Annotated in this window: 24 protein-coding genes; 16 read left to right on the top strand and 8 right to left on the bottom strand. The window is 30.9% G+C overall.

Features of this window, described 5'->3' with window-relative positions; all coding sequences use genetic code 11:
* Positions 1 to 129 precede the first annotated feature (129 nt).
* A complete protein-coding gene (locus HA144_RS04110; RefSeq protein WP_209042783.1) occupies positions 130 to 399 on the top strand; it encodes a hypothetical protein in 270 nt (89 codons plus the stop codon).
* A gap of 7 nt (positions 400 to 406) precedes the next feature.
* Here the strand turns inward: HA144_RS04110 and HA144_RS04115 are convergent, their stop codons facing one another.
* Positions 407 to 613, bottom strand: coding sequence for a hypothetical protein (locus HA144_RS04115; protein WP_209042785.1), 207 nt, complete (start codon positions 611 to 613; stop codon positions 407 to 409).
* A 35-nt stretch (positions 614 to 648) separates the two neighbouring features.
* Positions 649 to 927, bottom strand: coding sequence for a DUF2103 domain-containing protein (locus HA144_RS04120; RefSeq protein ID WP_209042787.1), 279 nt, complete (start codon positions 925 to 927; stop codon positions 649 to 651).
* Between the two features lie 112 nt (positions 928 to 1,039).
* Between HA144_RS04120 and petN the strand changes: the two genes are divergently transcribed.
* Positions 1,040 to 1,141, top strand: coding sequence for a cytochrome b6-f complex subunit PetN (gene petN, locus HA144_RS04125; RefSeq protein WP_011376303.1), 102 nt, complete (start codon positions 1,040 to 1,042; stop codon positions 1,139 to 1,141).
* 139 nt (positions 1,142 to 1,280) lie between these two features.
* Here the strand turns inward: petN and psb29 are convergent, their stop codons facing one another.
* The gene (gene psb29, locus HA144_RS04130) at positions 1,281 to 1,937 is read right to left on the bottom strand and encodes a photosystem II biogenesis protein Psp29 (protein ID WP_209042788.1); all 657 of its coding nucleotides are present in this window, start codon (positions 1,935 to 1,937) and stop codon (positions 1,281 to 1,283) included.
* Positions 1,938 to 1,969: 32 nt separating this feature from the next.
* On the opposite strand from psb29, the gene clpP reads away from it, so the two are divergent.
* The gene (gene clpP / locus HA144_RS04135) at positions 1,970 to 2,560 is read left to right on the top strand and encodes an ATP-dependent Clp endopeptidase proteolytic subunit ClpP (protein ID WP_348535045.1); all 591 of its coding nucleotides are present in this window, start codon (positions 1,970 to 1,972) and stop codon (positions 2,558 to 2,560) included.
* Here the strand turns inward: clpP and ftsH are convergent.
* Positions 2,557 to 4,470 (bottom strand): ATP-dependent zinc metalloprotease FtsH, encoded by a 1,914-nt coding sequence (gene ftsH / locus HA144_RS04140; RefSeq protein ID WP_209042792.1) that lies wholly within the window; start codon positions 4,468 to 4,470, stop codon positions 2,557 to 2,559. The genes clpP and ftsH overlap by 4 nt on opposite strands.
* A gap of 107 nt (positions 4,471 to 4,577) precedes the next feature.
* Here ftsH and HA144_RS04145 point away from each other — a divergent pair, with 107 nt between their 5' ends.
* A complete protein-coding gene (locus HA144_RS04145; protein ID WP_209042794.1) occupies positions 4,578 to 4,787 on the top strand; it encodes an NAD(P)H dehydrogenase assembly family protein in 210 nt (69 codons plus the stop codon).
* A gap of 1 nt (position 4,788) precedes the next feature.
* Here the strand turns inward: HA144_RS04145 and HA144_RS04150 are convergent, their stop codons facing one another.
* Positions 4,789 to 6,006, bottom strand: coding sequence for a M16 family metallopeptidase (locus HA144_RS04150; RefSeq protein ID WP_209042796.1), 1,218 nt, complete (start codon positions 6,004 to 6,006; stop codon positions 4,789 to 4,791).
* A complete protein-coding gene (locus HA144_RS04155; protein WP_209042798.1) occupies positions 6,000 to 7,265 on the bottom strand; it encodes a M16 family metallopeptidase in 1,266 nt (421 codons plus the stop codon). The genes HA144_RS04150 and HA144_RS04155 overlap by 7 nt, the downstream gene beginning before the upstream one ends.
* Before the next feature lie 41 nt (positions 7,266 to 7,306).
* Here HA144_RS04155 and HA144_RS04160 point away from each other — a divergent pair, with 41 nt between their 5' ends.
* The 11 genes from HA144_RS04160 to HA144_RS04210 all read left to right on the top strand — a co-directional run bounded on the left by HA144_RS04160 (position 7,307) and on the right by HA144_RS04210 (position 17,848).
* Positions 7,307 to 8,032 carry a phycocyanobilin:ferredoxin oxidoreductase gene (locus tag HA144_RS04160; protein ID WP_209042800.1) on the top strand — a complete coding sequence of 242 codons (726 nt, stop codon included), beginning with the start codon at positions 7,307 to 7,309 and terminating at the stop codon, positions 8,030 to 8,032.
* The gene (locus HA144_RS04165) at positions 8,032 to 8,946 is read left to right on the top strand and encodes an HlyD family efflux transporter periplasmic adaptor subunit (protein WP_209042801.1); all 915 of its coding nucleotides are present in this window, start codon (positions 8,032 to 8,034) and stop codon (positions 8,944 to 8,946) included. The genes HA144_RS04160 and HA144_RS04165 overlap by 1 nt, the downstream gene beginning before the upstream one ends.
* Positions 8,946 to 10,118 carry an ABC transporter permease DevC gene (devC, locus tag HA144_RS04170; RefSeq protein ID WP_209042803.1) on the top strand — a complete coding sequence of 391 codons (1,173 nt, stop codon included), beginning with the start codon at positions 8,946 to 8,948 and terminating at the stop codon, positions 10,116 to 10,118. The genes HA144_RS04165 and devC overlap by 1 nt, the downstream gene beginning before the upstream one ends.
* 13 nt (positions 10,119 to 10,131) lie before the next feature.
* Positions 10,132 to 10,860: a DevA family ABC transporter ATP-binding protein gene (locus HA144_RS04175; protein WP_209042805.1), complete on the top strand. Its 729-nt coding sequence runs from the start codon at positions 10,132 to 10,134 to the stop codon at positions 10,858 to 10,860.
* A 17-nt stretch (positions 10,861 to 10,877) separates the two neighbouring features.
* Complete coding sequence (locus tag HA144_RS04180) at positions 10,878 to 11,027, top strand: hypothetical protein (protein ID WP_011376314.1); 150 nt, start codon at positions 10,878 to 10,880, stop codon at positions 11,025 to 11,027.
* A gap of 60 nt (positions 11,028 to 11,087) precedes the next feature.
* Positions 11,088 to 11,999, top strand: coding sequence for a glycosyltransferase family 2 protein (locus tag HA144_RS04185; RefSeq protein WP_209042806.1), 912 nt, complete (start codon positions 11,088 to 11,090; stop codon positions 11,997 to 11,999).
* A gap of 139 nt (positions 12,000 to 12,138) precedes the next feature.
* Positions 12,139 to 12,843, top strand: a complete 705-nt coding sequence (gene rpsB, locus HA144_RS04190; RefSeq protein ID WP_011818259.1) for a 30S ribosomal protein S2 — start codon at positions 12,139 to 12,141, stop codon at positions 12,841 to 12,843.
* A 44-nt stretch (positions 12,844 to 12,887) separates the two neighbouring features.
* Positions 12,888 to 13,544: a translation elongation factor Ts gene (gene tsf, locus HA144_RS04195; RefSeq protein ID WP_209042808.1), complete on the top strand. Its 657-nt coding sequence runs from the start codon at positions 12,888 to 12,890 to the stop codon at positions 13,542 to 13,544.
* Positions 13,545 to 13,557: 13 nt separating this feature from the next.
* Complete coding sequence (locus HA144_RS04200; protein WP_245152832.1) at positions 13,558 to 14,625, top strand: adenylate cyclase; 1,068 nt, start codon at positions 13,558 to 13,560, stop codon at positions 14,623 to 14,625.
* 22 nt (positions 14,626 to 14,647) lie between these two features.
* Positions 14,648 to 17,107, top strand: a complete 2,460-nt coding sequence (gene recG, locus HA144_RS04205; RefSeq protein ID WP_209042810.1) for an ATP-dependent DNA helicase RecG — start codon at positions 14,648 to 14,650, stop codon at positions 17,105 to 17,107.
* A gap of 57 nt (positions 17,108 to 17,164) precedes the next feature.
* Positions 17,165 to 17,848, top strand: a complete 684-nt coding sequence (locus HA144_RS04210) for a M15 family metallopeptidase (RefSeq protein WP_209042812.1) — start codon at positions 17,165 to 17,167, stop codon at positions 17,846 to 17,848.
* Positions 17,849 to 17,851: 3 nt separating this feature from the next.
* On the opposite strand, the gene HA144_RS04215 is transcribed toward HA144_RS04210, so the two are convergent.
* Positions 17,852 to 19,639: an NADPH-dependent assimilatory sulfite reductase hemoprotein subunit gene (locus HA144_RS04215; RefSeq protein WP_209042814.1), complete on the bottom strand. Its 1,788-nt coding sequence runs from the start codon at positions 19,637 to 19,639 to the stop codon at positions 17,852 to 17,854.
* Positions 19,640 to 19,726: 87 nt separating this feature from the next.
* Here HA144_RS04215 and glyS point away from each other — a divergent pair, with 87 nt between their 5' ends.
* Entirely contained in the window at positions 19,727 to 21,889 is a 2,163-nt protein-coding gene (gene glyS / locus HA144_RS04220) for a glycine--tRNA ligase subunit beta (protein ID WP_209042816.1), read from the top strand.
* Here glyS and chlP read toward each other — a convergent pair.
* Positions 21,870 to 23,210, bottom strand: a complete 1,341-nt coding sequence (chlP, locus tag HA144_RS04225; RefSeq protein ID WP_209042818.1) for a geranylgeranyl reductase — start codon at positions 23,208 to 23,210, stop codon at positions 21,870 to 21,872. The two genes, glyS and chlP, sit on opposite strands and share 20 nt — an antisense overlap.
* Between the last annotated feature and the right edge of the window lie 113 nt (positions 23,211 to 23,323).

Genomic DNA, 23,323 nt, shown 5'->3' on the forward strand with positions numbered 1-23,323 from the left:
CAACAATTAACTTCTTGGAATATAGAAGGTTTATTTTGATTTGGAAACTATATATTCATTTTATAAGTTTTAATTTAATTTATCTATGTATTTGAGTATTGTAAATTTGTATTTAAATAAAATTTATAGATGCCAAAAAAAAGAAGGAAGTTAAATAAAGATTTCGAGAAAAAAATATATTCATCAAAAAAAAATGTTGAATTAGTTTTGGCGAAAATCTATGACATTGATGATGAAGATATACAAAAGGAATATATGAGTGCATTTAATGGAGTTGTTTACTCATATGATGAATTAAAAGAAGATTATGAACAGCTAGGATTTAATGATAATTCTGAAGAACTTCTTACAAAATATAAAAATGCTTTTAATCTTTTCGAATCAGAATTTGAAATTTAAACTATAGTTATTTTTTAAATGGTATTACAGGGATTTCAATTAATTTCCCTTTTTTTAGATCTAATTTTTTTTCTTGCAAACTTTTTATGCAATTTGATACTCTTCTTTCTGGTTTACAAATTCTTTTTATTTGGTAGTTAGTTAAGGAGAATGATTTATCTCCAATTATTAGCAAAGCAAACAAAAAAAAGCATAAATTTAAAACTGATTTCATTATTTTTTAGATAGAAAATATATTTATTATAAATTTCAATTACTATTATAAATATCTATAATCTGTTTTAATTCATCTTTACTTAAGTCTGTTGAAATAAAAACTTCTTGGGCTGTTCTCCCTTTTCTTGCTATAGCCTTGAACCCGTTTATGGTTTTAACTGATAATCTTATTGTTAATTTTGATGATCTTCCTCTAACTCTTGATATTACTGCGGGAGTTACAGTCTTAATATTTATGTTAAGAGCTAACTTTTGCAATAACGGAATCAGACCTTCAATATGTGTACTATGATTTAATACTAACCTGCCCAATTTTTTATTAGTATTATATTTATAAAATTTTGTTTCTGAGAGATTAACTTTAACTAAGAAATGACAAAAAAAATTTAAGTTCTGTTATATTTTATATAAGTTTTTAAATCTAATGATCTTTCAAATAGGTTGGGCTGCATTAGCAGCAATTTTTACTTTCTCAATTGCAATGGTTGTTTGGGGTAGAAATGGTGATGGTTCTATTGACATTTGACTTGTCTTCAAATTATGAAGTCTATTTAAGTAAATTTCTTATTACTACATCATTCGTTTTACTTATATTCATCACTTTTGCTGTAATTTATATATCTTATATTTCATGGAAGGATAAAAAAAGGTTGAAGAAATAGAATTTATTTTTTTTGATCTTTTTTCTTATCTTTTATTTTTAGTTCTTCAATTAATTCTTTTGCTTGTTCCATTTTTGATAAAGTGCTTTTATAAATTCCAATATCTTTTTCTGCCTTATTAAAAGATATTCCTAATTTTTCAAAAATATTTAAGATCTCTTTATTCATTTCAGATTCTTTTTTTTCCTTAAATTCTTGAGAATTTGAAATTAATATGTATAATCCTAAGTTCAATATCCTTGAAGGATAAAGTTTTGTTTTGCTTTTTTCAATTAATAATTTCAATAAATCTTTTGATGATTTATCCTTAAATTCCTTCTGAAATTTTTGAGAAATCTCCTTAATCCCCTTCGATTCAAAATTTGTAGAACTGCATAAAGATTCAAAAAGTAGATCTAAATGTTTCTCTGGTTGATATCCTTTGGTTAATTCTTTGAATGTTTCGGTGAGTCCAATACAAAAAAGATTATCTTGTGTAAATTCATTTTGATGATTTAAAAGATTTAGTTCGACAAGCATTTCATCAACTATCTTTTTATATAAACCCGGAATAACGTATGGGAATTGTTCATGAAATAACTTTTTGCTATCAGAAACAGTCAATTTTTCTTTCAATTTTTTATATGTAAACCTTAATAAGGTTAGCGTATGTTGACTCAATATCGTTAATATCTAATAAACAGATAAATATTATTATGATCCCTTTAGTTTTAGAAGAATCAGGTGGTAGTGAAAGAGTCTTTGATATTTATTCGAGGCTATTAAGAGAGAGGATAATCTTTTTAGGAGAACAAGTTACTAGTGAAACGGCTAATAGAATTGTTGCTCAATTATTATTCCTTGAAGCCGAGGATCCTGAGAAAGATATCTATATGTACATAAATTCACCAGGAGGATCAGTCTACGATGGTTTAGGCATCTTTGATACGATGCAGCATGTCAAACCTGATATTCACACAGTTTGTGTGGGGTTGGCAGCTAGTATGGGTGCATTTTTGTTGGCAGCAGGTACTAAAGGTAAAAGAAGTAGCCTTAGGCATTCAAGAATTATGATTCATCAACCACTTGGTGGAGCTAGAGGACAAGCAAGTGATATAAGGATTCAGGCAGATGAAATTCTGTTCTTAAAAGAACGTCTTAATTCTGAATTATCAGAGAGAACTGGTAAGGATTATGAAACTATAAAAGAAGATACTGATAGAGATTTTTATATGTCCCCAAAAGAGGCTGTTGACTACGGGTTAATAGATTTAGTCTTAGATAAGAAGCCTGTGAAAGTTTAGCTTAATAATTGAGGTGTTCTCTCTTTCTTAGGAATAGTAGTGAATTTTGAAAGAATACCTGTAAATTCTTCTCCATCTAATGTTTCTTTTTCTATTAATAAATCTACTATTTTATCCATAGCTTCTCTATTTTTGCTGACGATAGAATAAGTTTCTTTATAACATTCCTTAACCATAACCCTTACACTTTCATCAATTTGCTTGGAAATTGAATCAGATACTTCACTTCTAGTCATCAAATCTCTACCAACAAAAACTTCTTGATTGCCACCTTCTAAAGCTATTGGACCTAAATTACTCATTCCGAATCTGGTAACCATTTGTCTAGCCATAGAAGCCACTTGTTGGAAATCACCTCCTGCACCAGTTGTAATCTCACCTTTTCCGAAAACAACATCTTCAGCAGCTCTTCCACCTAATGCCCCCATTATCCTAGCTTTTAACTGTGCTCTACTAACGAGGGTTTGTTCATCATCTGGAGTGAACCAAGTTAAACCTTTTGCTTGACCTCTTGGAATGACTGTTACTTTTTGAACGGGGTCATGTGCTTTAACAAGTGAACCGATCAGAGCATGGCCAACTTCATGATATGCAATTAACCTTTTACTTCTTCCGTCTGTTAATGGAGAACCCTCCATCCCAGCAACAATCCTATCTACTGAGTCATCTATTTCTGAAATACTTATGGAGTCTTTTCTCCTTCTAGCTGTTAGGATAGCCGCCTCATTTAGCAAATTTGCTAAGTCTGCCCCAGTAAAACCAGGCGTTCTTCTTGCAATGCTTTCTAGAGTTAAATCCTCTTGAAGCTTCTTATTTCTTGCGTGAACTTCAAGTATTGATAGTCTCCCTTTTATATCTGGTGCGTCAACAGTTACTTGTCTATCAAATCTACCTGGTCTCATGAGAGCTGAATCCAAAACATCAGGTCTATTTGTAGCTGCAATTATAATTATTCCACTATTTCCTTCGAATCCATCCATTTCGGTGAGCAATTGATTAAGAGTTTGTTCCCTCTCATCGTTACCTCCTCCAATTCCAGCACCTCTTTGCCTTCCAACTGCATCAATCTCATCAATAAAAATTAGACAAGGACTATTTTCTTTAGCCCTTTTGAAAAGATCTCTGACTCTACTTGCACCAACACCAACGAACATTTCAACAAATTCAGAACCTGATAATGAGAAGAATGGCACTCCTGCTTCCCCTGCAATAGCCTTTGCTAAAAGAGTTTTTCCTGTTCCTGGAGGCCCAACTAATAAAACACCTTTGGGAATTCTTGCTCCGACAGAAGTAAATTTTTCTGGTTTTTTTAGAAAAGTTACGACTTCCTGTAAATCCTCTTTAGCTTCATTTACACCTGCTACATCGTCAAAAACAACTCCAGTTTCTGCTTCCATTGCAAACCTTGCCTTTGTCTTTCCAAATTGCATGGCTTGACCAGGCCCTCCTGGCATACCGTTTGATCTTCTGGCTAATAGAATCAAACCACCAATTAAGACGGCTGGGAAGAGTAAATTACCTAAAATTCCTAATGCAGGTGGGGCAGTTTTAACAGGATGTACATCAAAACTAATTCCCTCATTTTTTAAAACATTAATGAGTTCAGGTGTTAAGCCTGGGAGATCAACTCGTAATCTTTGAACTTTATTGTCTAAATCTGAATCTACTGTTTCTATAACCGCATTTCTACCGCCCTCATATATATCAACCGATGTAACCCTTCCTGAATTAACGTAATCTAAGAATCTTCCATAGCTTACTCTTGCTACTGCAGAATTTCTTGGAGCAACTGTTGTACCATTAGATTTTAATGAATCAATATTGTTAGAAGATAAAAATTGGTAGGAAAGTGCAATTACTAAAAGTATAGGTAAGGCCCATAAAATTAATGTTTTAAATTTCTGATTCATTAATTTGCTTTGTTTGATTAATTGATTCTAGAATGAAACAATGCATTTCGTTGATATTTTTCCTATCTTTGTGCTTATATAACTCCTTAATGTATTTAATATTATTAATGAAATTTGAAATCAAAGACAAGGTTAAGTTGATTGCTCCAGTCTCTTACTTAAAGACTTCAGATAACATGCCAATGTTAAGACCTCCTGATTTAGTGGGGATAGATGAAATTGGAGAAATCCTATCAATAAAATCTCCAGAGACTGTTGAAGTAAAGTTTAGAAGAGGGTCATTTTTAATTGATGTGAATAAAATTGATAAAATCTAAATTAAAAGTTTTTCTTCCAAAGATCACTAATGGTTGAACATATTTTTTTATTACCAGAAATACTTAAAAAAGGTTTTGAAAAATACTTTTTAGTCAACTCAAGAATATCTAATGAAGATATTTCTTCTATTTTTGAATTTAAATAGTTTTCTGAATTAGGTTGTATCCCATAGCTAAGTAATTGTATCTTCCGCTGTAAAATTTCATCTAAAGATTGATCATTTAAAAGAAAAGAGCCTTTTAATTTTTCTTTAGCTAAAACTATTTCATTGTCACTCAAGGGGTTTAAAAGTAAATTTTTCCAGAGTGACGATAAAAGTTCAAAAGCAAAAAGAGCATTTTTATTGGAAACTGATAAATAAATTAAAAATGGAGCGTTTCCACTTCTAACAGGATTAAAAACACCAAGATCGTATGTGATGCCGTATTTTTCCCTAAAAATTTTAAATAAAGCAGCGCTCATTCCATAAGATAAATATGATTCCAAAACTTTAAATGGCAGGTATTCATTACTTCTACGGGAACAAGTTTGATTCCCTATCATCATTATCGTTTGATATGATTCATTACTTGCGGAATCAAATCTTTGCAATGTATCTAAGTCAGAATTTATAAGGCAAGGTTTTTCTTTTTGGTTTTTTTGATTTAATGTTTTTAAATTTTCACCTTTTATTTCTGAATTGTTTGAAATTATAAACTTATCTCTACTTTTGAAATTTTTGAATTCAAATAAAATATCTTCATAGTTTATTTTTGAGACATCATTCGCATTTCCAATTGTACTGAAAGCATAAGGATGGTTTGAGTAAACAATTTTTCTCCAATTTTCAAAACACTTAATGAATGGATTCTCTTTATCTTTTTTTATCAAATCAAAAGATGATTTTTTAACTTTTTGAAATTCAACTTCTGAAAGAATTGGCTTATTTATTATTAAATCTATTAGAGGTAGTAATTTGCTGAAATGTTCGTTTAGAGATTTAAGGCTTATCGAAATCCCATCTTCAAATACTTCTTGATTTAATTCTGCTCCATGAGACTCAATAAATTCCGAAAGGACATAATTATCAAAGCCTTCGCATCCTCTAGTAAGTAATGAACAAAGGATTTTGTTTATACCTTTTTTGCCAATACTATCCATATCACTACCCCCTTTAATCCATATTGAAGCAGTTGAAAAGTTTCTTTTTTTCTGATTTAAAAAATATCTTTTTAACATTTACTAGGGAATGCGATTAATGTGAATTTATCTCCACTGATATAGTCTGTGATCTCTTTAAAATTATCCAAGTCATTCCAATGTTTTAAATGAATACCTAAATTATTGATTGAGGATCTTCTTCCCCAAAGAAGTTCATTGCCAAAGAATGAAGAGAGCTGTGTAGATGTTTCTAAATTAAATACATAATTGCTTTTTACAATATTTATAGCTTTTTTTATTTCATCAAACGTCAAGACTTTAAAATTTGAAATTTCATCAATTATTTTATTAATTTTCTTTTCTACATAAAATATATCTTTATATTCACAACTCGCTTCAATTATAAATAATCCGCCTAATTCTCCAGCATTTACATCTACATATACTGATTCAACAAGATTAGTATCTTCTCTTAAAGTTTTTACTAATCTACTGTTTCTTCCTACAGAGAGTATTGATGCTAGTATCTCTAGCCCAATAATTATTTTTTGGTCACTGAGGTTTGGGATAAACCAAGCCATAAATATTCTTGAAAACTCCAAATTATCGAACTTAATTAACTCTCTGCCATGCCTAATTTTTAGAGAGGGTTTATTTTTTAGATTTCCTAAATATGGATACTTAAAAATTGGATTTTTATTTATCCCAGATAGATCACTTTCTTCAAAAATTTTGTAAATTTCTCCTGAGAGATTACCGGCAATTGCAATACAAATTTTTTCAGAAGTGTAATGTTTTCTATGAAATTTCTCAAGGTCACTTATTCCCAATTTTTGAATAATATGTTCAGTTCCCAGAATCGAATTGGCATAACTTGGACTTAGCCAAACCCTTTTTAAAAAATAATTAAATAATCTTTCTTCAGGCTGATCATTTTGTTGTTTTATTTCATCAATAACCACCCCTTTTTCTTTTATAAATTCATCAGGATTAAAATTTGGAGAAAAGACAATATTTGTCAAAAGAGCAAGTGATTCTCTAAAGTTAGTTGGTGGAACAAGGACGTGGTAATGCACATCATCGTAACCTGTTGAAGCGTTGCTTAATCCGCCAAGTGATTCAATTTTATAGTCAAATTCACCTGGCATTATTTTGTTAGATCCTTTAAAAATCATATGCTCTAGAAAATGAGCAGTGCCATTTTTATCAAACTCCTCAAATGAAGAACCTGCTTTGCACCAAATATCAATGCTTATAAGCGGTAATTCTTTATTATCCACAAACACACATTTAGTTTTGCTTGAATGGGTATAGTAGTTAACGTCTCCTACATTCATTTAAAACCTCTTTTTAAACTTCATTTTGGTACTTTTTAGCCTTGTTGTCTGAATCTTTTACTAAAACAAAATTAAAAGACCCTCTTATTTTGGACTTGTTACAAAATATCAGAGATCATAGATCCATGCTTGAGGATCTTGAGAGTATAAATGTCGATCCAAATCTAATTAATATAATTTCTGACGAAATAGGTAGAGAACTTTACATAGAGAATGAATTTCATAAAGCAAAAGGATTTAGAAAGTTACATATTGAAGTGGCTGAATTTTCAAAGAATCTTAAGATTTTGCACTGCGTTTTTTTTCCTGATCCAAAGTTTGATATTCCAATTTTTGGGATGGATTTGGTAAAAATAAATGATATTGTTTCTGCTGCCATTGTTGATTTATCACCGGCATCTCAAAATCAAGGTGTTAAATACGAAAAATCACTTTCTGCAGTTGATAAAAGCTCTTTCACTTCATTGAGAGAGATCCCTAACTGGGGGGAAATTTTTTCTAAAAATGTATTTTTTGCTTCTTTAAAAAGTAAATCTGAAAAAATTGATTTTTGCAGAGTTGTTGATCAATACCTCTCTATTTTGATCAAATTAAGTAAGGAAGTTAAACCCGAATTTAATGAGGAAATTATTCAAGAGAGAATAGATTATCAAAAAAATTATTGTTTTCAACAAATGAAAAATGAGAAGACTAGCATGGTTCTCTTAAAATATTTTGATGAAAAATGGGTCAATAAATATATAAAAACAGTGCTATTTGATTTTTAATGAAATTAAAATTATTTAAAAATTTATTTATATATTTATTATTATTTACACCATTATCTTTTGGGATTTTTTCCTGTTCTGGCAATAATAAATCCAATGCAAAATTTAAAGAGGAAATAACTGCAGATATTATTCCACCTATTACAGCTGTAGCTGCACTAGGTCAACTTTCTCCTTCGGGAGAGATTAGGCAATTGGCCGCTCCGATTAGTCAGTTTGGCTCGTCCCCTCGAATTGTTGAAATTTTAGTGAATGAAGGAGATTTTGTAAAAAAAGGTGATATTCTCGCAACTTTTGAAAATGGAGAAAAGTTAATTTCTGATCTTGAAAGAAATGAAAATCTAATTAATACCATTAATGATGAAATTTCCCTAAAGAAAGATCAAATTCAAAGGTATGAATTGGCTTTGAACAATAATGCATATTCTTTTGTACAGTTTTCGCAGAGAAAAGATGAATTATTAAAATTGGAAAAACAAAAAATCAACCTTATCGGAGATCAAAAAAATATCAAGATAGATCTTTTTAATTCAAAACTAAGGAGTCCAATTGATGGTTTTATCCTTGGAATAAATACCAGAGTTGGTGAGAGGCCTAGGAATGAAGGGATATTGGATATTGGTTCTAGTCAAAAAATGGAAGCTTTGATAGAGGTTTATGAATCTGATATCGATAGGGTCTTTATTTCTCAGAATGTTGAATTGAGGAGTGAGAATGGTGGTTTCCAAAAAAGTCTTAAAGGAAAGGTAATTAGGATTAGTCCTCAGGTAAAACAAAGAAAAGTTTTATCAACTGATCCAACAGGGGATGCTGATTCGCGTATTATTGAGGTACTAGTCAAACTAGATCAAGATTCTATAGATATAGTGCGAAATTATGCAGGAATGAAAGTTATCGCAAAATTTATTCCCTAATGAGTTTTTCTTTTTTAAAATTCAGAAAAATTCCATTAGCTTGGTTGTTATTAACTAGACAACCATTAAGGCTCGCAGTTGCAATAGCTGGGATAAGTTTTGCGGGAATTTTGATGTTTATGCAATTAGGTTTCAGAGATGGATTATTTGACACGAGCGTAACTATTCATAAACTTTTAGATGCGGATCTCGTTTTGATAAGTCCCAGATCAAAAAGCTCTATAAGTATGAGTGGATTCCCAAAAAGAAGGCTGATTCAGACTCTCGCAGTAGAAGATGTTGAAAAAACGGCTCCCGTTAATCTAAATTATTTACTTTGGAGAAACCCTGAAAATCTTAAAACTAGATCAATACTTGCATTAGGTTTTAATCCCTCCGATTCACTTCTTTTAGATAATGGATTCTCAAGGAAAGCTTATAAATTGAGAAATCCATCAAGAGTTCTTTTTGACAAATTATCCAGACCTGAATTTGGACCAATTGAAGAATGGTTCTTATCAGAAAAAAAAGTTGAGACTGAGGTAGCTGGGAAAAGAGTAATTGTTGAGGGCCTTGTGGAGTTGGGACCATCTTTTGGTGCAGATGGTAATTTGATAACTAGCCGAGAAACCTTCTTAAGACTTTTTCCTGCTAATCCTCCTGGAAGTATAGAAATTGGTTTGGTAAAGCTAAAAAAAGGATCTGATCCTGAAATGATTTCAAAAATATTAAATAACTCACTCCCAAATGATGTTCGAATTCTTACAAAAAACCAATTTATAGAATTTGAAAAAAATTATTGGAAAAATAGTACTGCAATAGGTTTTATATTTAGTTTGGGAGCATTGATGGGTTTCGTAGTAGGGTGTGTGGTCGTTTATCAAATTCTTTATAGTGACGTTACAGACCACCTCCCAGAGTACGCCACCTTATTGGCAATGGGGTATAGACTTAAGTCCCTCTTCTTTGTCGTAGCTAGAGAGGGCTTTTTATTGGCATTGTTTGGTTATTTACCTGCTTATTTCTCTGGTCAAGTACTTTACTCAGTCATAAGGAAATCTACCAAACTCCCAATAATAATGGATGCAGATAAAACAATTTTAATTTTTATATTAGTTTTAGTAATGTGCATGGGTTCCGCTGCTGTTGCTATGCGCAAGTTAGTTGATGCCGATCCTGCTGAAATTTTTTAATAATTAAATATAAATGGTTAAAGCTAATAAATCAAAAAACAATATTATGAACTTTAAAACAGTATCAATAAATAATTTGAGTCACTTTTATGGAAAAAATGAGAATAAAAAACAAGTTCTTAATAATGTTAATTTAAATATTGATAAAGGAGAGTTGGTTCTTTTAAAAGGGCCTTCTGGATGCGGTAAAACGACTCTTTTAACTTTAATTGGGGCCTTGAGAACCTGTCAAAGTGGTGATTTAAAAGTATTAAATAATCAGTTAAATGGAGCGTCAAGGAAAACGCGCCAGATTCTTAGAAGAAGTATTGGAATGATTTTTCAAGGTCATAATCTTCTGAGATGTTTAACAGCAGAACAAAATGTTCAGATGGGTGCTGATTTAATAAAAGGTTTAACATATTTGCAAAGACGTGAAATAGCACAGAATTGGTTGTCAGCAGTAGGATTAGAAGAGCATCATAAAAAGTTGCCAAATGACTTATCTGGTGGGCAGAAACAGAGAGTAGCAATTGCTCGAGCTTTATCTGCCAACCCAAAACTTTTATTGGCTGATGAGCCCACTTCCGCTTTAGATAGTGTTACGGGAAGAGAAATAGTAACCCTTTTAAGAAAACTAGCAAAAGAGCAAAATTGTTCTGTACTTATGGTGACTCATGATCCAAGAATCTCTGATATGGCGGATAGGATATTAAATATGGAAGATGGTAAAATATATAGTGCTCATAGTGAGCTAATATAATTAAAAGCTAAAAATTTATGTCTAAGAGAAGGAATCTAAAAAAAGAAAAACAGGAACGTAATAGAGCGTATGCCAGAAAATTTAAAAAAAGGAAATTAAGAACTGATGGTAGACCTGATGGTGGAAACGTTACAGGCACAGCAAATAACGGCGGTGCAGCAGATTAGGAAATATTTTTTATTTTTATCTTTTTGGAGTCCGATATTATGCATATTTAAATTGTGATCATGAATGTAAGTATTGTTATACCGACTTACAATAGATTACCTATATTAGAGAAATGTCTCTTTGCGCTTGAGAATCAAAAATTAAATACAAATATCAGTAATTATGAAGTTATAGTTGTTGATGATGGGTCCACTGATGGGACAAGCTCATGGATAAATAAAAATAAAGTTGATCTCCCACACGTGATTCTATTTCAGCAAGAACATGGAGGACCTGCATTGGGAAGAAATCTTGGTGTAATTAAATCAAAATATGAAATTATAATATTTATTGATAGTGATCTTATTGTTTTAGATGATTTTATAAATTGCCACGTAGAAAAATTACTTGCCTCTTGGAGAAAAAATGATAAAAAATGTTTTACGTATGGCTCTGTAGTCAATACATCTAATTTTCTAAATCCTCAGAATGAAAAACATAAAATAATGGATACTTCTTTTGCTTACTTCGCTACTGGTAATGTTGCAATATCAAAAGAATTAATTTTAAGTGTCGGCTTATTTGATACTTCTTTCAGTCTTTACGGTTGGGAGGATTTAGAACTTGGAGAAAGATTAAAAAGAATTGGTACAAAATTAATTAAATGTCCTAATGCAGTAGGTTTTCATTGGCATCCCCCATTTAATTGCGAACAAATAGATTCATTAATCGCTCAAGAAAAAGAAAGGGCAAAAATGGCTTTAGTTTTTTATAAGAAACATCCAAATTTAAGAGTTAGATTTATGATTCAATTAACTCCTCTTCATAATTTACTTTGGCATATTCTTAGCTTGGGAGGACTAATGAGTGTTGATAGAATCCTCCCTTTATTGAGATTTCTAGTAAATAAAAGAAGAAATAGACTTGCACTTGAGATACTTAGGATCCCTCTCAATATGATTTATGTTAAACAATTAACCAATTCAAGATAAAAATCAATATAAAAAACTTTTAGAAATACTCATCACTTGCTAGAATTAATGAAATTAAATCCACACATCTGACAGTTTCGGGTGATTTATTAATATAAATCCCCGTCAGATGGAGGCTAACCCGAAACCTTTTTAAATTATGGCTGTTGTATCACTATCTGAAATGATGGAAGCTGGTGCTCATTTTGGGCATCAAACCAGACGTTGGAATCCCAAGATGTCTAAGTATATATATTGCGCTAGAAATGGAGTTCATATTATTGATCTTGTAAAAACCGCTTTGTGTATGAACAATGCGTATAAATGGACTAGAAATGCAGCAAAAAGTGGTAAACGTTTCCTATTCGTCGGTACAAAAAAACAAGCATCAGATGTAGTAGCTCAGGAGGCTACTAGATGTGGAGCTGCATATGTAAATCAAAGATGGCTTGGAGGGATGTTAACTAATTGGACAACAATGAAAGCTAGAATTGAAAGATTAAAGGATCTAGAAAGGATGGAAAGTAGTGGTTCAATAGCAATGAGGCCTAAAAAAGAAGCTGCTGTTTTAAGGAGAGAGCTTGAAAGATTACAAAAATACTTAGGTGGTCTCAAGGGAATGAGAAGATTACCTGACGTAGTTGTTTTAGTTGATCAAAGAAGAGAATCTAATGCAGTACTAGAAGCTAGGAAATTAGATATCTCACTTGTATCAATGTTGGATACAAACTGTGATCCGGATTTGTGTGAAGTCCCAATTCCCTGTAACGATGATGCCGTTAGATCTGTGCAACTTATTTTAGGAAGACTTGCTGATGCCATCAATGAAGGCAGGAAGGGCTCTAATGCCGAAAGAAAAAATTAAACTCTAATTTAAAACTTACTAATTACTATTTTTTATTACTTCAAATGGGAAACATTACAGCAAAACTTGTAAAAGATCTTAGAGATAAGACTGGTGCAGGTATGATGGATTGCAAAAAAGCACTTAAGGAAACTGACGGAAATGTCGATAAAGCTTTGGAATGGTTAAGAAAGAAAGGTATAGCTAGTGCTGAAAAGAAATCGGGAAGAGTTGCGGCTGAAGGGTCAATCGGTAGTTATATTCATACTGGATCAAGAGTAGGAGTTCTACTAGAGTTGAATTGTGAAACTGATTTCGTTGCTAGAGGCGATATATTCCAATCTTTATTGAAGGATGTCTCAATGCAGGTAGCAGCCTGCCCAAATGTTGAGTATGTCTCAATTGATGAAATACCAAGTAATATTGTAGAAAAAGAAAAGCAAATTGAAATGGGGAGAGATGATTTATCAGGAAAACCAGAACAAATTAAAGAAAAAATAGTTGAAGGAAGAATAGCGAAAAGACTTAATGAACTTGTTTTACTTTCACAGCCTTACATTAAAGATAGTTCTCTAACTGTTGAGGATCTCGTTAAACAAGCAGCTGCAAAAATTGGAGAAAATATAAAAGTCAGACGCTTTACAAGATATACATTGGGAGAGGGTATCGAAAAAAATCAGATGGACTTCGCTGAAGAGGTCGCATCAATGCAATCAAACTAGTCACTTGAATGATTTGAATAATTACGTAGATATAGAAAAAGTTAATTCTCAACTAGAGAAAGCAGATACAAAAAAAAGAAGATTAATTAGAAATATTTATAAGGAATATGAATTTTATCTCAATCTAGTAAGAGATCTGCTTTATATATCAGTAAAAAAAGGGCTTAACGAAATATATATTTCTCCATCATTTAATAATAATTTCTTAAATCAAAATGAATTTTTTTGTTACTTTGAAAAAAAAATAAGTAAGCTCATTTATACGACTCTGCCCTTATTAACAGTAGAACAATTAAAAATAAATAAAATTGAGAGAAACATAAACAAGAAAACTAATTTTAAAGATTTAGGTAGTTCTACAAAAACAAATGATGACCAAGAAGGAAAATTTCAATCTGAAGACGGTTCTCAATTCGAAGAACCTATGAAGTTTCAGATAAATGAAGATATTTCTTATACTTATGAATGTTATCAAGTTCATAATCATGAGCAATTGGGATCACTTGATTTAGATAAGAATAATCATATTAATTTTTTATTTACTAATAATATTATTGAAGATATAGGAGAAGAAAAAAAATTAATCTTAACCATGCTGGAATTAATAGAGAAAATTAAACTTGAAAAAACAAAACATTCAGAAAAAGAAAATATCAGTCAAATTGATATTCCACCTAAATATCAGAGTCTTAAAATTTTTGATTTTATAGATAAGTCATTGGAAAATTTACTATTGAATCTTTCATACAAGATTAATCATGAATTATTTAAGTCCAATTTAATAGAAAGGATTCTATCTAAAGACTCCTTTGATTACTTACTAGGCAAAAAATTGATGATAAAACATCCACATCCCTTCGTTATTAATTTCGAATTCAATTTGAATCAGTCAAGATCAAACGGCGATAATCTCCCAAATATTATTTTCTTTAATATATCTACTGTTGAGTTAGAGTTTGAGAATTTAAATCTTTCTATTCAAAGGAATAAAATAAATGAGCTAAAAAATCAATTTCAGCGTTTGATTAAAAAAGAGTCATACTGGAGGCAAAAAGAAACAACTTTGAATAAGATACGTTGAAAAAATAATTCTTTTTTCAGATGTGACTATTAGCGGGAATAAAAATAATAAATTAATTAAAGATTGGATAAGACCTCTTCAGAAGTCTTTAACTATTGAAACTGAAAACAATTTTATTAATACTCTAGGAAGAGAAAAATTTTTTAATGATTATTTGCATGAATCATTGAATAGAATAGATAATCTAAATCTACCAGAAGAATATTTCAGGATATTTAATGAATTTTCTAGAAAATACAATGAATACAATAAACTTGATGATAATCAAAGAAAAAGGTTAATTATAGATACAAGAAAAAGTCTTTATAAACTTGGTAAAACACTTGAAATAGAGAACATTAACAATATTTCTAATAAAATTATTCTAAACAAAGCCGATTCAAGTTTATCTCTTGATGCGGATATTTCATTAATTAAAAATATAGGGAAAGTATATAAAAATAGACTTAATGAATTAGGGATTTTTCATATAAAAGATCTAATTAATTATTTTCCAAGAACATATCTGGACTATACTAATAGAGTTAAGATAGCGAAATTAAAGCCAGATAATTTATATACGTGCATCGCAAATATCAAAAGATTTTATATTCATAAGAGTAAAAAGAATAGTAATTTATCAATAATGAACTTTGTAGTTTATGATGAAACTTCTTCAATAAAGGTCACAAAATTTTTTTTAGGAAGGAGATTTAGGTCATATTCCTTCTACTCGTCTCAAAAATCTTTGTATACACCTGGTACCAAATTAGCAATTTCCGGTAAGGTTAAATTGACAGAGTATGGCAAAACTTTTATAGATCCTCAGATTGAAATTCTTAAGGGTAATGATGATAATTTTAATTTTTCTGGAAAAATATTACCTTTGTATTCATTGGCTGAGGCGTTATCAAATATAAGTTTTATAAATCTTATGAAAAAGGTACTAATTTATGCAAAACAATATCCAGAAATTTTAAATCATAAGCAACTTGATTCATTATCTTTATTATCTAAAGGAGAATCTTTGATTAATATTCATTTCCCACCAACTCAACAGGCACTTATTGAGTCAAAAAAACGTTTGGTATTTGATGAGTTGTTCCTACTTCAAATAAAGTTCCTACTTAGAAAAAGAAAGACAAATAAAAATGTAATTGCGCAACAATTACCTCAAAAGAAATCTTTGCTAAAAGAATTCTTAAATACTTTACCTTTTGAATTAACAAAATCTCAGGTTAATGTTTTAAATGAAATTAAGAAGGATTTGTCTAATCCCGTACCAATGTCTAGATTGCTTCAAGGAGATGTGGGAAGCGGTAAAACTATAATTGCAATAGCATCTCTTTTAATTATCATCGAAAAAAACCTGCAAGGTGCTTTTATGGTCCCAACTGAGGTATTAGCAGAACAACATTATAAAACTTTATTAAAATACTTGGATCCTCTTTTAGTATCTATTGAACTTCTTACTGGGAGCACTCCTCAAAAAAAGAGAAAAGAAATAATATCGAATTTAAACAATGGATTAATTGATATCCTCGTGGGCACTCATGCCTTATTTGAAGATAAAGTTATCTTTAATTCATTAGGAATAGTAGTAATTGATGAACAACATAGGTTTGGAGTTAATCAAAGAAATAGATTACTTAATAAAGGAGAAAATACTAACTTGTTAGCAATGACAGCAACTCCTATTCCAAGGACTCTTGCACTTTCCATATATGGTGATTTAGATGTAAGTCAAATTACAGAAGTTCCTCCAGGGAGAGTTCCTATAACTACAAAAATAATTTCAGAAGATGATTTAACTAACCTGTTCAAGATTGTTGAAGATGAGATCACTAATAAAAGGCAAGCCTATGTGATTTTGCCACTTATTGAAGATTCAGAAAAAATGAATTTAAGTTCTGCAAAGAAAATATTTAAACATTTATCAGAAGAGGTCTTTTTTAATAAAAAAGTTGGATTATTGCATGGCAAATTAAATCCGCAAGAAAAGAATGAAGTGATTAATTCCTTTTTGAAAAATGAAATTAATATATTGGTTTCAACCACTGTAATTGAGGTTGGAATTGATGTACCTAACGCAACAATTATGATTATTTATAATTCGGAAAGATTTGGTTTGTCTCAGCTACATCAATTAAGGGGGAGAGTTGGAAGGGGATCAACTAAATCTTTTTGTTATCTAGTAACCTCCGAAAAAAATGGATTAGAAAATAAGCGACTATGCGTTTTGCAGAAATCTAATGATGGTTTTTATATCGCTGAAAAAGATTTGGAAATTAGAGGTCCTGGTCAGATTTTAGGATATAGACAATCTGGATTACCTGATTTTGTACTGGATAATTTGCCGAACAATAAATTCCTAATTGAAAAGGCTCGTGAAGAAGCTATTAAGGTTGTTAGCAATGATCCTGATCTAAAAAAAAATGAAGTTTTAAAAAATATACTTATTGATAATTCTGATAATAAATTTATTCATGATTTCTTGAATTGAAAAATATTATTGTCATTTTTTAAATATATGCGAGTATAAATCAATTGCAAATTTTAATTGAAAATTTGGAATAAAATACCCATTAAAGACAATGGAGATAAATTAATTGATATACCAAGCTACCTTAAATTTTTTGAACCGCACCCTTATTATCATTTAGGAGCCCCTTACAAAGATAAGAATTCTATTTGGAAATTAAGAAGAGAGGTTGTAAATAGATTAGTTAAAGTAAATGATTATTTGATATCAAACAATAACTTACAACTTTTAATTTATGACAGTTGGCGGCCTTTAGAAGTTCAAGAATTTATGTTCAAAAGAGCATTTTTAATAGAATGCAAAAAATTGGATATTGATGCTTCTATAAAAAATATGAATTCTTACCCATCTATCTTAAAAAAAGTTGAGAAATTTTGGGCATATCCTTCTTTCGACTCTAAGTGTCCTCCTCCTCATTCGACGGGGGGAGCATTGGATGTTTCTTTATCTGATAAACATGGAAATTTTCTTGAAATGGGAAGTAAAGTTGATCAAATGGATGAGACTTCCTATCCTGATTTTTATTCAAACAAAAACAATAATGAATCAATTCTTTGGAATAGTAGAAGAAATTTATTAAGGCAAATTATGACTAGATTTGGGTTCGTTCAACATCCAAATGAATGGTGGCATTATAGTTATGGTGATCAATTATGGGCTTGGAAAAATAAAAAAGCAAATGCCCTTTATGGGAAAATTTAAATTTTATGAAATTTCAGTTAGTAAATTAATGATAGAACTTTCATCTTGTGTATTTATAAAATCTCCAAAATCTAAATCTGAACTACTTTTCCAATGATTAAATAATGGTTTAAGAGTTTTTTCTAAATCATTTAATTCCATTCTTTGTAAAAATGGTTTGGCCAGCCTTTGTAAATTTTTGCTACCCCCCAACCATAGTTGGTATTTGTTTTGCCCACTTCCTACAAGAGCCAATTCTGCCATGTAAGGTCTTGTACAGCCATTCGGACAACCTGTCATTCTAAATAGTATGGTCTTTTCTATCTTTAGATCAGATAGCAACTTTTCAATTCTTGTAAGTACATTAGGTAAAATTCTTTCTGCTTCTGTCATCGCAAGACCACAAAGTGGTAAGGCTGGACATGCCAATGCGTGTCTTTGTATTTCATTAATATCATCTAAATTGTCGTATCCAATAGTTGATAGAACTTTTTTAATTTCACTTTTGTCTTTATTAGGGATATTACAAAGTAAGATATCTTGATTAGGTGTAAGTCTTAAATCAAGATTATATTTTTTTACGATATTGGTAATTGTATTTTTCTTCTCTCCAGATAGTCTTCCTGATAATAAAGGTAACCCTACGAAATAAAAGGACTTATTTTGTTTATGCCAACCTAGATAATCAATAAGAATCTGATTAGGTTCTTTTCTGATTTTTTTAATTTCCTTTTTAAAATACTTATCTAGAAGTAATTTTTTGAACCATTTAATCCCTTTTCTATGAAGAAGATATTTCATTCTCGAATTTTTTCTTGATTTTCTATCACCATAATCTCTTTGAATAGCCACAATGCTTTGTATTAATTCATAAACATCAGGTTCTTCAACATATCCAAGTGGATCTGCAATTCTGGCAAAGGTTTCTTCATTATTATGTGTGCGACCCATACCACCTCCAACATAGAAGTTGCAACCTTCTAAGTTTCCATCTAGAGAAGTAAAGGCAACTATTCCTATGTCATTGGTGAGAAGGTCAACAGAATTGTCACCAGGAACTGTTACTGCACATTTGAATTTTCTCGGTAAATAAGTTGAACCATAAAGAGGCTCATCTTTTATCCCACTAAAAACATTATCTTTAAATTGGAGTTTCCTAATTGCTTCAATATCACTGTCAGGCTTTATAGTGTACTCTAAATCTCCATCGGCCCAAAGCTCTAAAAAAGTACCTTGGCCAGCCAATGGGGTGAGAAGATCTGCAACTTTTTTTGCCAATGCTCTTGCAATATTGTAGTCGGGAGTATCAAATGGTGCCGCTGGAGCCATAACGTTTCTATTTATGTCTCCACATGCAGCTAGTGTTGAGCCCATCGAATTTACTATTGTTTGAATTACTTCCTTTAGGTTCTCCTTCCTAATTCCATGCATTTGAAAGGCTTGTCTCGTAGTGGCCCTAAGTGTCCCATTACCTAGTTTGTCAGATAATTCATCTAATGCTAAAAATAATTTTCCAGGGATTTCACCGCCCGGACTTCTTAACCTAAGCATCATTTGCCAATCTTTACTTTTTCCAGGCCTTCTATTTTCCCTGTTATCTTGTTGATAACTACCATGAAATTTCAATAATTGAACTGCATCATTAGTAAAATGATCGCTTTCATTGACTAATTCGGTAGCAAGTGGTTCCTTAAGAAATTGACTGCTTTTTTTAAAATTCTCAAATTTAGAAACTTCTAGTCCATTTGCCAAACAAACAGTTTCTTCTTTGGCAGAATCTTTTTTCTTTTTTACTTTCTCAACCTTGATCAAAGGACCAAAAAATATCTCTTTTTATACATTAGCGAAAAGCTTATTTAACTGGTAGTAAATTATAGTAAGTGAAGTCATATTTTTTTCTTGTCTAAATATTTACTTGAAATAGGAACAGAAGAGTTGCCCGCAAAATTTTCTCATTCTGTTCTAGAGCAATTTAAATCTCTAATAGAATTTGAATTGGGTAAAAAGTTAATCAAATTCGAAAATATACTTGTCACCTCTACTCCAAGGAGGATAGTTCTACTTCTAGAGGGTTTAGTCGATTATGCTGAAGATAAGATAATAGTAAGAAAAGGGCCTAAAGCAAATTCAGCTTATTTAAATGGTTCTCCTACAAATGCTGCTTTAGGATTTGCTAATAGCTTAGATATAGATGTAAATGAGCTAGAAATAAAAAATACAGAAAAGGGTGAATTTGTATTTGGAAAGAAAATTGAGAAAGGACTATCAACAAAAATCTCTTTGTCTTCAATTATCCCAAAATTAGTGAAGAGTCTTCAAGGCCCTCGATTTATGAAATGGGGGGCTGGGAACATAAAATTTTCCAGACCTATAAGGTGGATTGCCTCAATTTACAATGATGAAATTCTTGATTTTGAATTTGATGAATGTGATCCAAAGATTAAAATAAGTAATAAATCAAAAAGTCATAGGCTAATAAATGAAGTTTTAAAAGTTCAGAATCCTGATAATTTTTTTGAATTATTGAAACGAAATAGAGTAATAGCTATGAGAAAAGAAAGAAAAGATAAAATTGAAAGTTTAATAAATCAGGCATCTAAATCTATAAATCTTAAACCTGACCTTTCAGAAGGATTGCTTAATGAACTAACTGATTTAGTTGAATGGCCAGACTTAATTATTGGTAAATTTAGTAATGAATTTCTTGATCTTCCGGTTGAAGTTCTTTCAACAGTCATGAAAAGTCATCAGAGATATGTTCCTCTTTTATTGAAAAACAAAAGTTTTTCTAAATTAGATTTAAGCTCTGAAAAAAATATTAGTACAACTTTCTTCATTATTTCAAATGGTCTTGAAGAATCAAATAATAATATTGCCAAAGGTAATGAGAAAGTATTGAGGGCAAGGTTTTCAGATGCAAAGTTTTTTGTAGAATGTGACAAAAAAGTTACTTCAATAGAAAGGAATGAAAAGCTTAAATCTGTATCCTATTTGAAAGGATTCGGAAATATTTTCCAGAGGGTAGAGAGAATAGAGGAAGTTACCAAAAAAATTCTTAGATTTTTAAATGATAAGTCTTTGGAAGAAAAAAAAATAATAGAAGCTGCTAAATATTGTAAAAACGACTTATGTAGCGAAATCGTTTTCGAATTCCCTGAGCTGCAAGGAATAATGGGGGGTAAATATCTTAAATATGAAGGATTTAGTGAGGATGTTTGCTTGGCGGTAGCTGAACATTATTTACCTTCTTTTTATAAAGATGCTTTGCCCTCTTCAGAATATGGTGCAATAGTTTCTATCGCAGATAAAGTTGAAACTTTAATAAGTATATTTATTTCTGGTAAACGTCCAAGTGGATCATCTGATCCTTATGCCTTAAGAAGAAATATGAATGGAGTGATTAAAATAATTTGGGACTATGAACTTAATTTACCTTTAGATAAATTATTTAACGAACTTATTGATTTATGGAGAATCGCATTTCCTAATTTGAACTTCTCAAGAGATGCAGTATTTAATGATTTAAATGAATTTTTAGTTCAAAGGATTGTTAGTCATCTCGAAGAGATATCACTAAGTAAAGAATTAATAAAGGCTGTTTGCTCTTCTGATGAATTTTCTCAAAAAAGAGCATTAAATATTGTTGATCTTAAAAATAGGATTAAATCTATTGTTGATTTTCAAGAAAAGGAAAATTTTATTGAAATCCAGAAGGCAATTACTAGGGTAAGCAAATTAGCTAATAATAGTAATCTTTCAAAGAACGTTCTCTCAACAAGAGATTATGTAAACACAAAACTTTTTGAAAAAGATTGTGAATTGAAAGTTTTTGAATTTATTAGAGAATTAGAAAACCTTTTTTCAGTAGGTTATTGCGATTATTTGGAACTTCTAAATTTGTTCGAGATTAATATAAATACCATCGAGAATATATTTGATAATGAAAAGGGAGTCCTAATAATGTCAGATGATTTAAAAATAAGAAATAATAGGCTCAATTTGTTGAGCTTAATAAGAAATTATTCTCTAAAAATAGCTGACTTTACACTTTTGAACTCTTAACTTTAATGCCACCCTTTATTGAATAATTTTCTAGCATTTTTTCTACTTCCCTATTTTCCCTGACAGCACTATCAACGGGTTTATATCTTTCAGGTGCTAAGGCTTTTCCTCTTAAGATCGAGCCAAGCGTAAGCATTGTAATTTTAAGTTGCTGTAATGGTTTCATGGAGACAACTTTTTTATATAAGTAACTATCAAAAGTAAGCCTTTGTACATCCATGTCATCACACATCTCTACAAAGGCTTCTCTCGCAGAATCATTTCTGTAGAAAATATTTTGAAGAATTTCTAATACCTTATAAGTTGTGCCATATTTTTTATCCCATTTTTTAAGATAGTTTTTTAAATCTTTTTCTGATGGAATTACTTGACCATTTTTTGATGCCTCAACAATTTCTTCAGCACACATTCTCCCGCTTTTTGCTGCAAAATAAATACCCTCCCCAGAACTCTTGGTGACATAACCTGCTGCATCACCAACCAAAGCCATCCTCCCAACAACTCTTCTGGGTCTTGGATGCTCAGGGATAGGATGTGCCTCTACCTTTATTACTTCACCATTGACAAGTCTTTTCTTTGCCCTATTTCTTACTCCCTCTTGAAGTCCTTTAATTAATGACTGATTCTTTTGCATGGTTCCAGTACCCACTGCAACATGATCATATTTAGGAAATACCCACCCATAAAAATCTGGAGAAACATCAGTGCCTACATACATTTCAGCAAGATCTTCGTAGTAACTCATTTCTTCTTTAGGAAGTTTAATTCTCTCCTGAAATGCAATAGCAACTTTATAATCCCCTGCATCCATCGCTTTTGCTACTCTACTATTGGCTCCATCAGCTCCGATTAGAAGGTCAACAGTAAGCTCCTTAAGCTCTCCTTTTTTGTCTCCATTGGTAAAATCTGAATAGGAGAGTTTATAAGGACCTTGATTATTATTACCAGTTTCAATAGAAGTAACTAATCCATTTATTAGTGTTGCTCCAAGATCTGATGCTCTATTCCGCATGAAAGCATCCATAACTTCCCTTCTACACATCCCAATAAACTCATTATCGCTTTTCCCATAAACTTTATCTAGGCTTATGTCTACCTCTCTATTTGATGGAGATATCATTCTCATATGCCTTACTTTTCTATCAATAATTGACTCAGGTAAATCAAATTCTTCTACCATGCAGAGAGGGATAGCTCCTCCACATGGTTTAGCATTATCTAATTTTCTCTCGAAGAGCCAAGTTTTTATCCCAGCTTTAGCAAGTATTTCTGCAGCACATGAACCACTTGGACCTCCTCCAATAATAGCTACCCTCAACATATGAAAAAAAAATAATACTGTATATAAAAACTACATCTTTTTTGCTTATAAAAGTGCATTTCTTAAAATAATAGTTAATATCGAAATATGTTTTCAAGATTCACCTCTAAATA

Source organism: Prochlorococcus marinus XMU1404, from assembly GCF_017696175.1.
Classification (GTDB): Bacteria; Cyanobacteriota; Cyanobacteriia; order PCC-6307; family Cyanobiaceae; genus Prochlorococcus_A; species Prochlorococcus_A marinus_X.

Coding starts and splice junctions, on each gene's coding strand:
- HA144_RS04185 (WP_209042806.1), top strand. CDS start 11,088: ATGAATGTAAGTATTGTTATACCGACTTACAATAGATTACCTATATTA.
- petN (WP_011376303.1), top strand. CDS start 1,040: ATGATCTTTCAAATAGGTTGGGCTGCATTAGCAGCAATTTTTACTTTC.
- HA144_RS04155 (WP_209042798.1), bottom strand. CDS start 7,265: ATGAATGTAGGAGACGTTAACTACTATACCCATTCAAGCAAAACTAAA.
- HA144_RS04175 (WP_209042805.1), top strand. CDS start 10,132: ATGGTTAAAGCTAATAAATCAAAAAACAATATTATGAACTTTAAAACA.
- HA144_RS04180 (WP_011376314.1), top strand. CDS start 10,878: ATGTCTAAGAGAAGGAATCTAAAAAAAGAAAAACAGGAACGTAATAGA.
- HA144_RS04165 (WP_209042801.1), top strand. CDS start 8,032: ATGAAATTAAAATTATTTAAAAATTTATTTATATATTTATTATTATTT.
- HA144_RS04150 (WP_209042796.1), bottom strand. CDS start 6,006: ATGTTAAAAAGATATTTTTTAAATCAGAAAAAAAGAAACTTTTCAACT.
- tsf (WP_209042808.1), top strand. CDS start 12,888: ATGGGAAACATTACAGCAAAACTTGTAAAAGATCTTAGAGATAAGACT.
- devC (WP_209042803.1), top strand. CDS start 8,946: ATGAGTTTTTCTTTTTTAAAATTCAGAAAAATTCCATTAGCTTGGTTG.
- rpsB (WP_011818259.1), top strand. CDS start 12,139: ATGGCTGTTGTATCACTATCTGAAATGATGGAAGCTGGTGCTCATTTT.
- chlP (WP_209042818.1), bottom strand. CDS start 23,210: ATGTTGAGGGTAGCTATTATTGGAGGAGGTCCAAGTGGTTCATGTGCT.
- HA144_RS04110 (WP_209042783.1), top strand. CDS start 130: ATGCCAAAAAAAAGAAGGAAGTTAAATAAAGATTTCGAGAAAAAAATA.
- ftsH (WP_209042792.1), bottom strand. CDS start 4,470: ATGAATCAGAAATTTAAAACATTAATTTTATGGGCCTTACCTATACTT.
- HA144_RS04145 (WP_209042794.1), top strand. CDS start 4,578: ATGAAATTTGAAATCAAAGACAAGGTTAAGTTGATTGCTCCAGTCTCT.
- HA144_RS04115 (WP_209042785.1), bottom strand. CDS start 613: ATGAAATCAGTTTTAAATTTATGCTTTTTTTTGTTTGCTTTGCTAATA.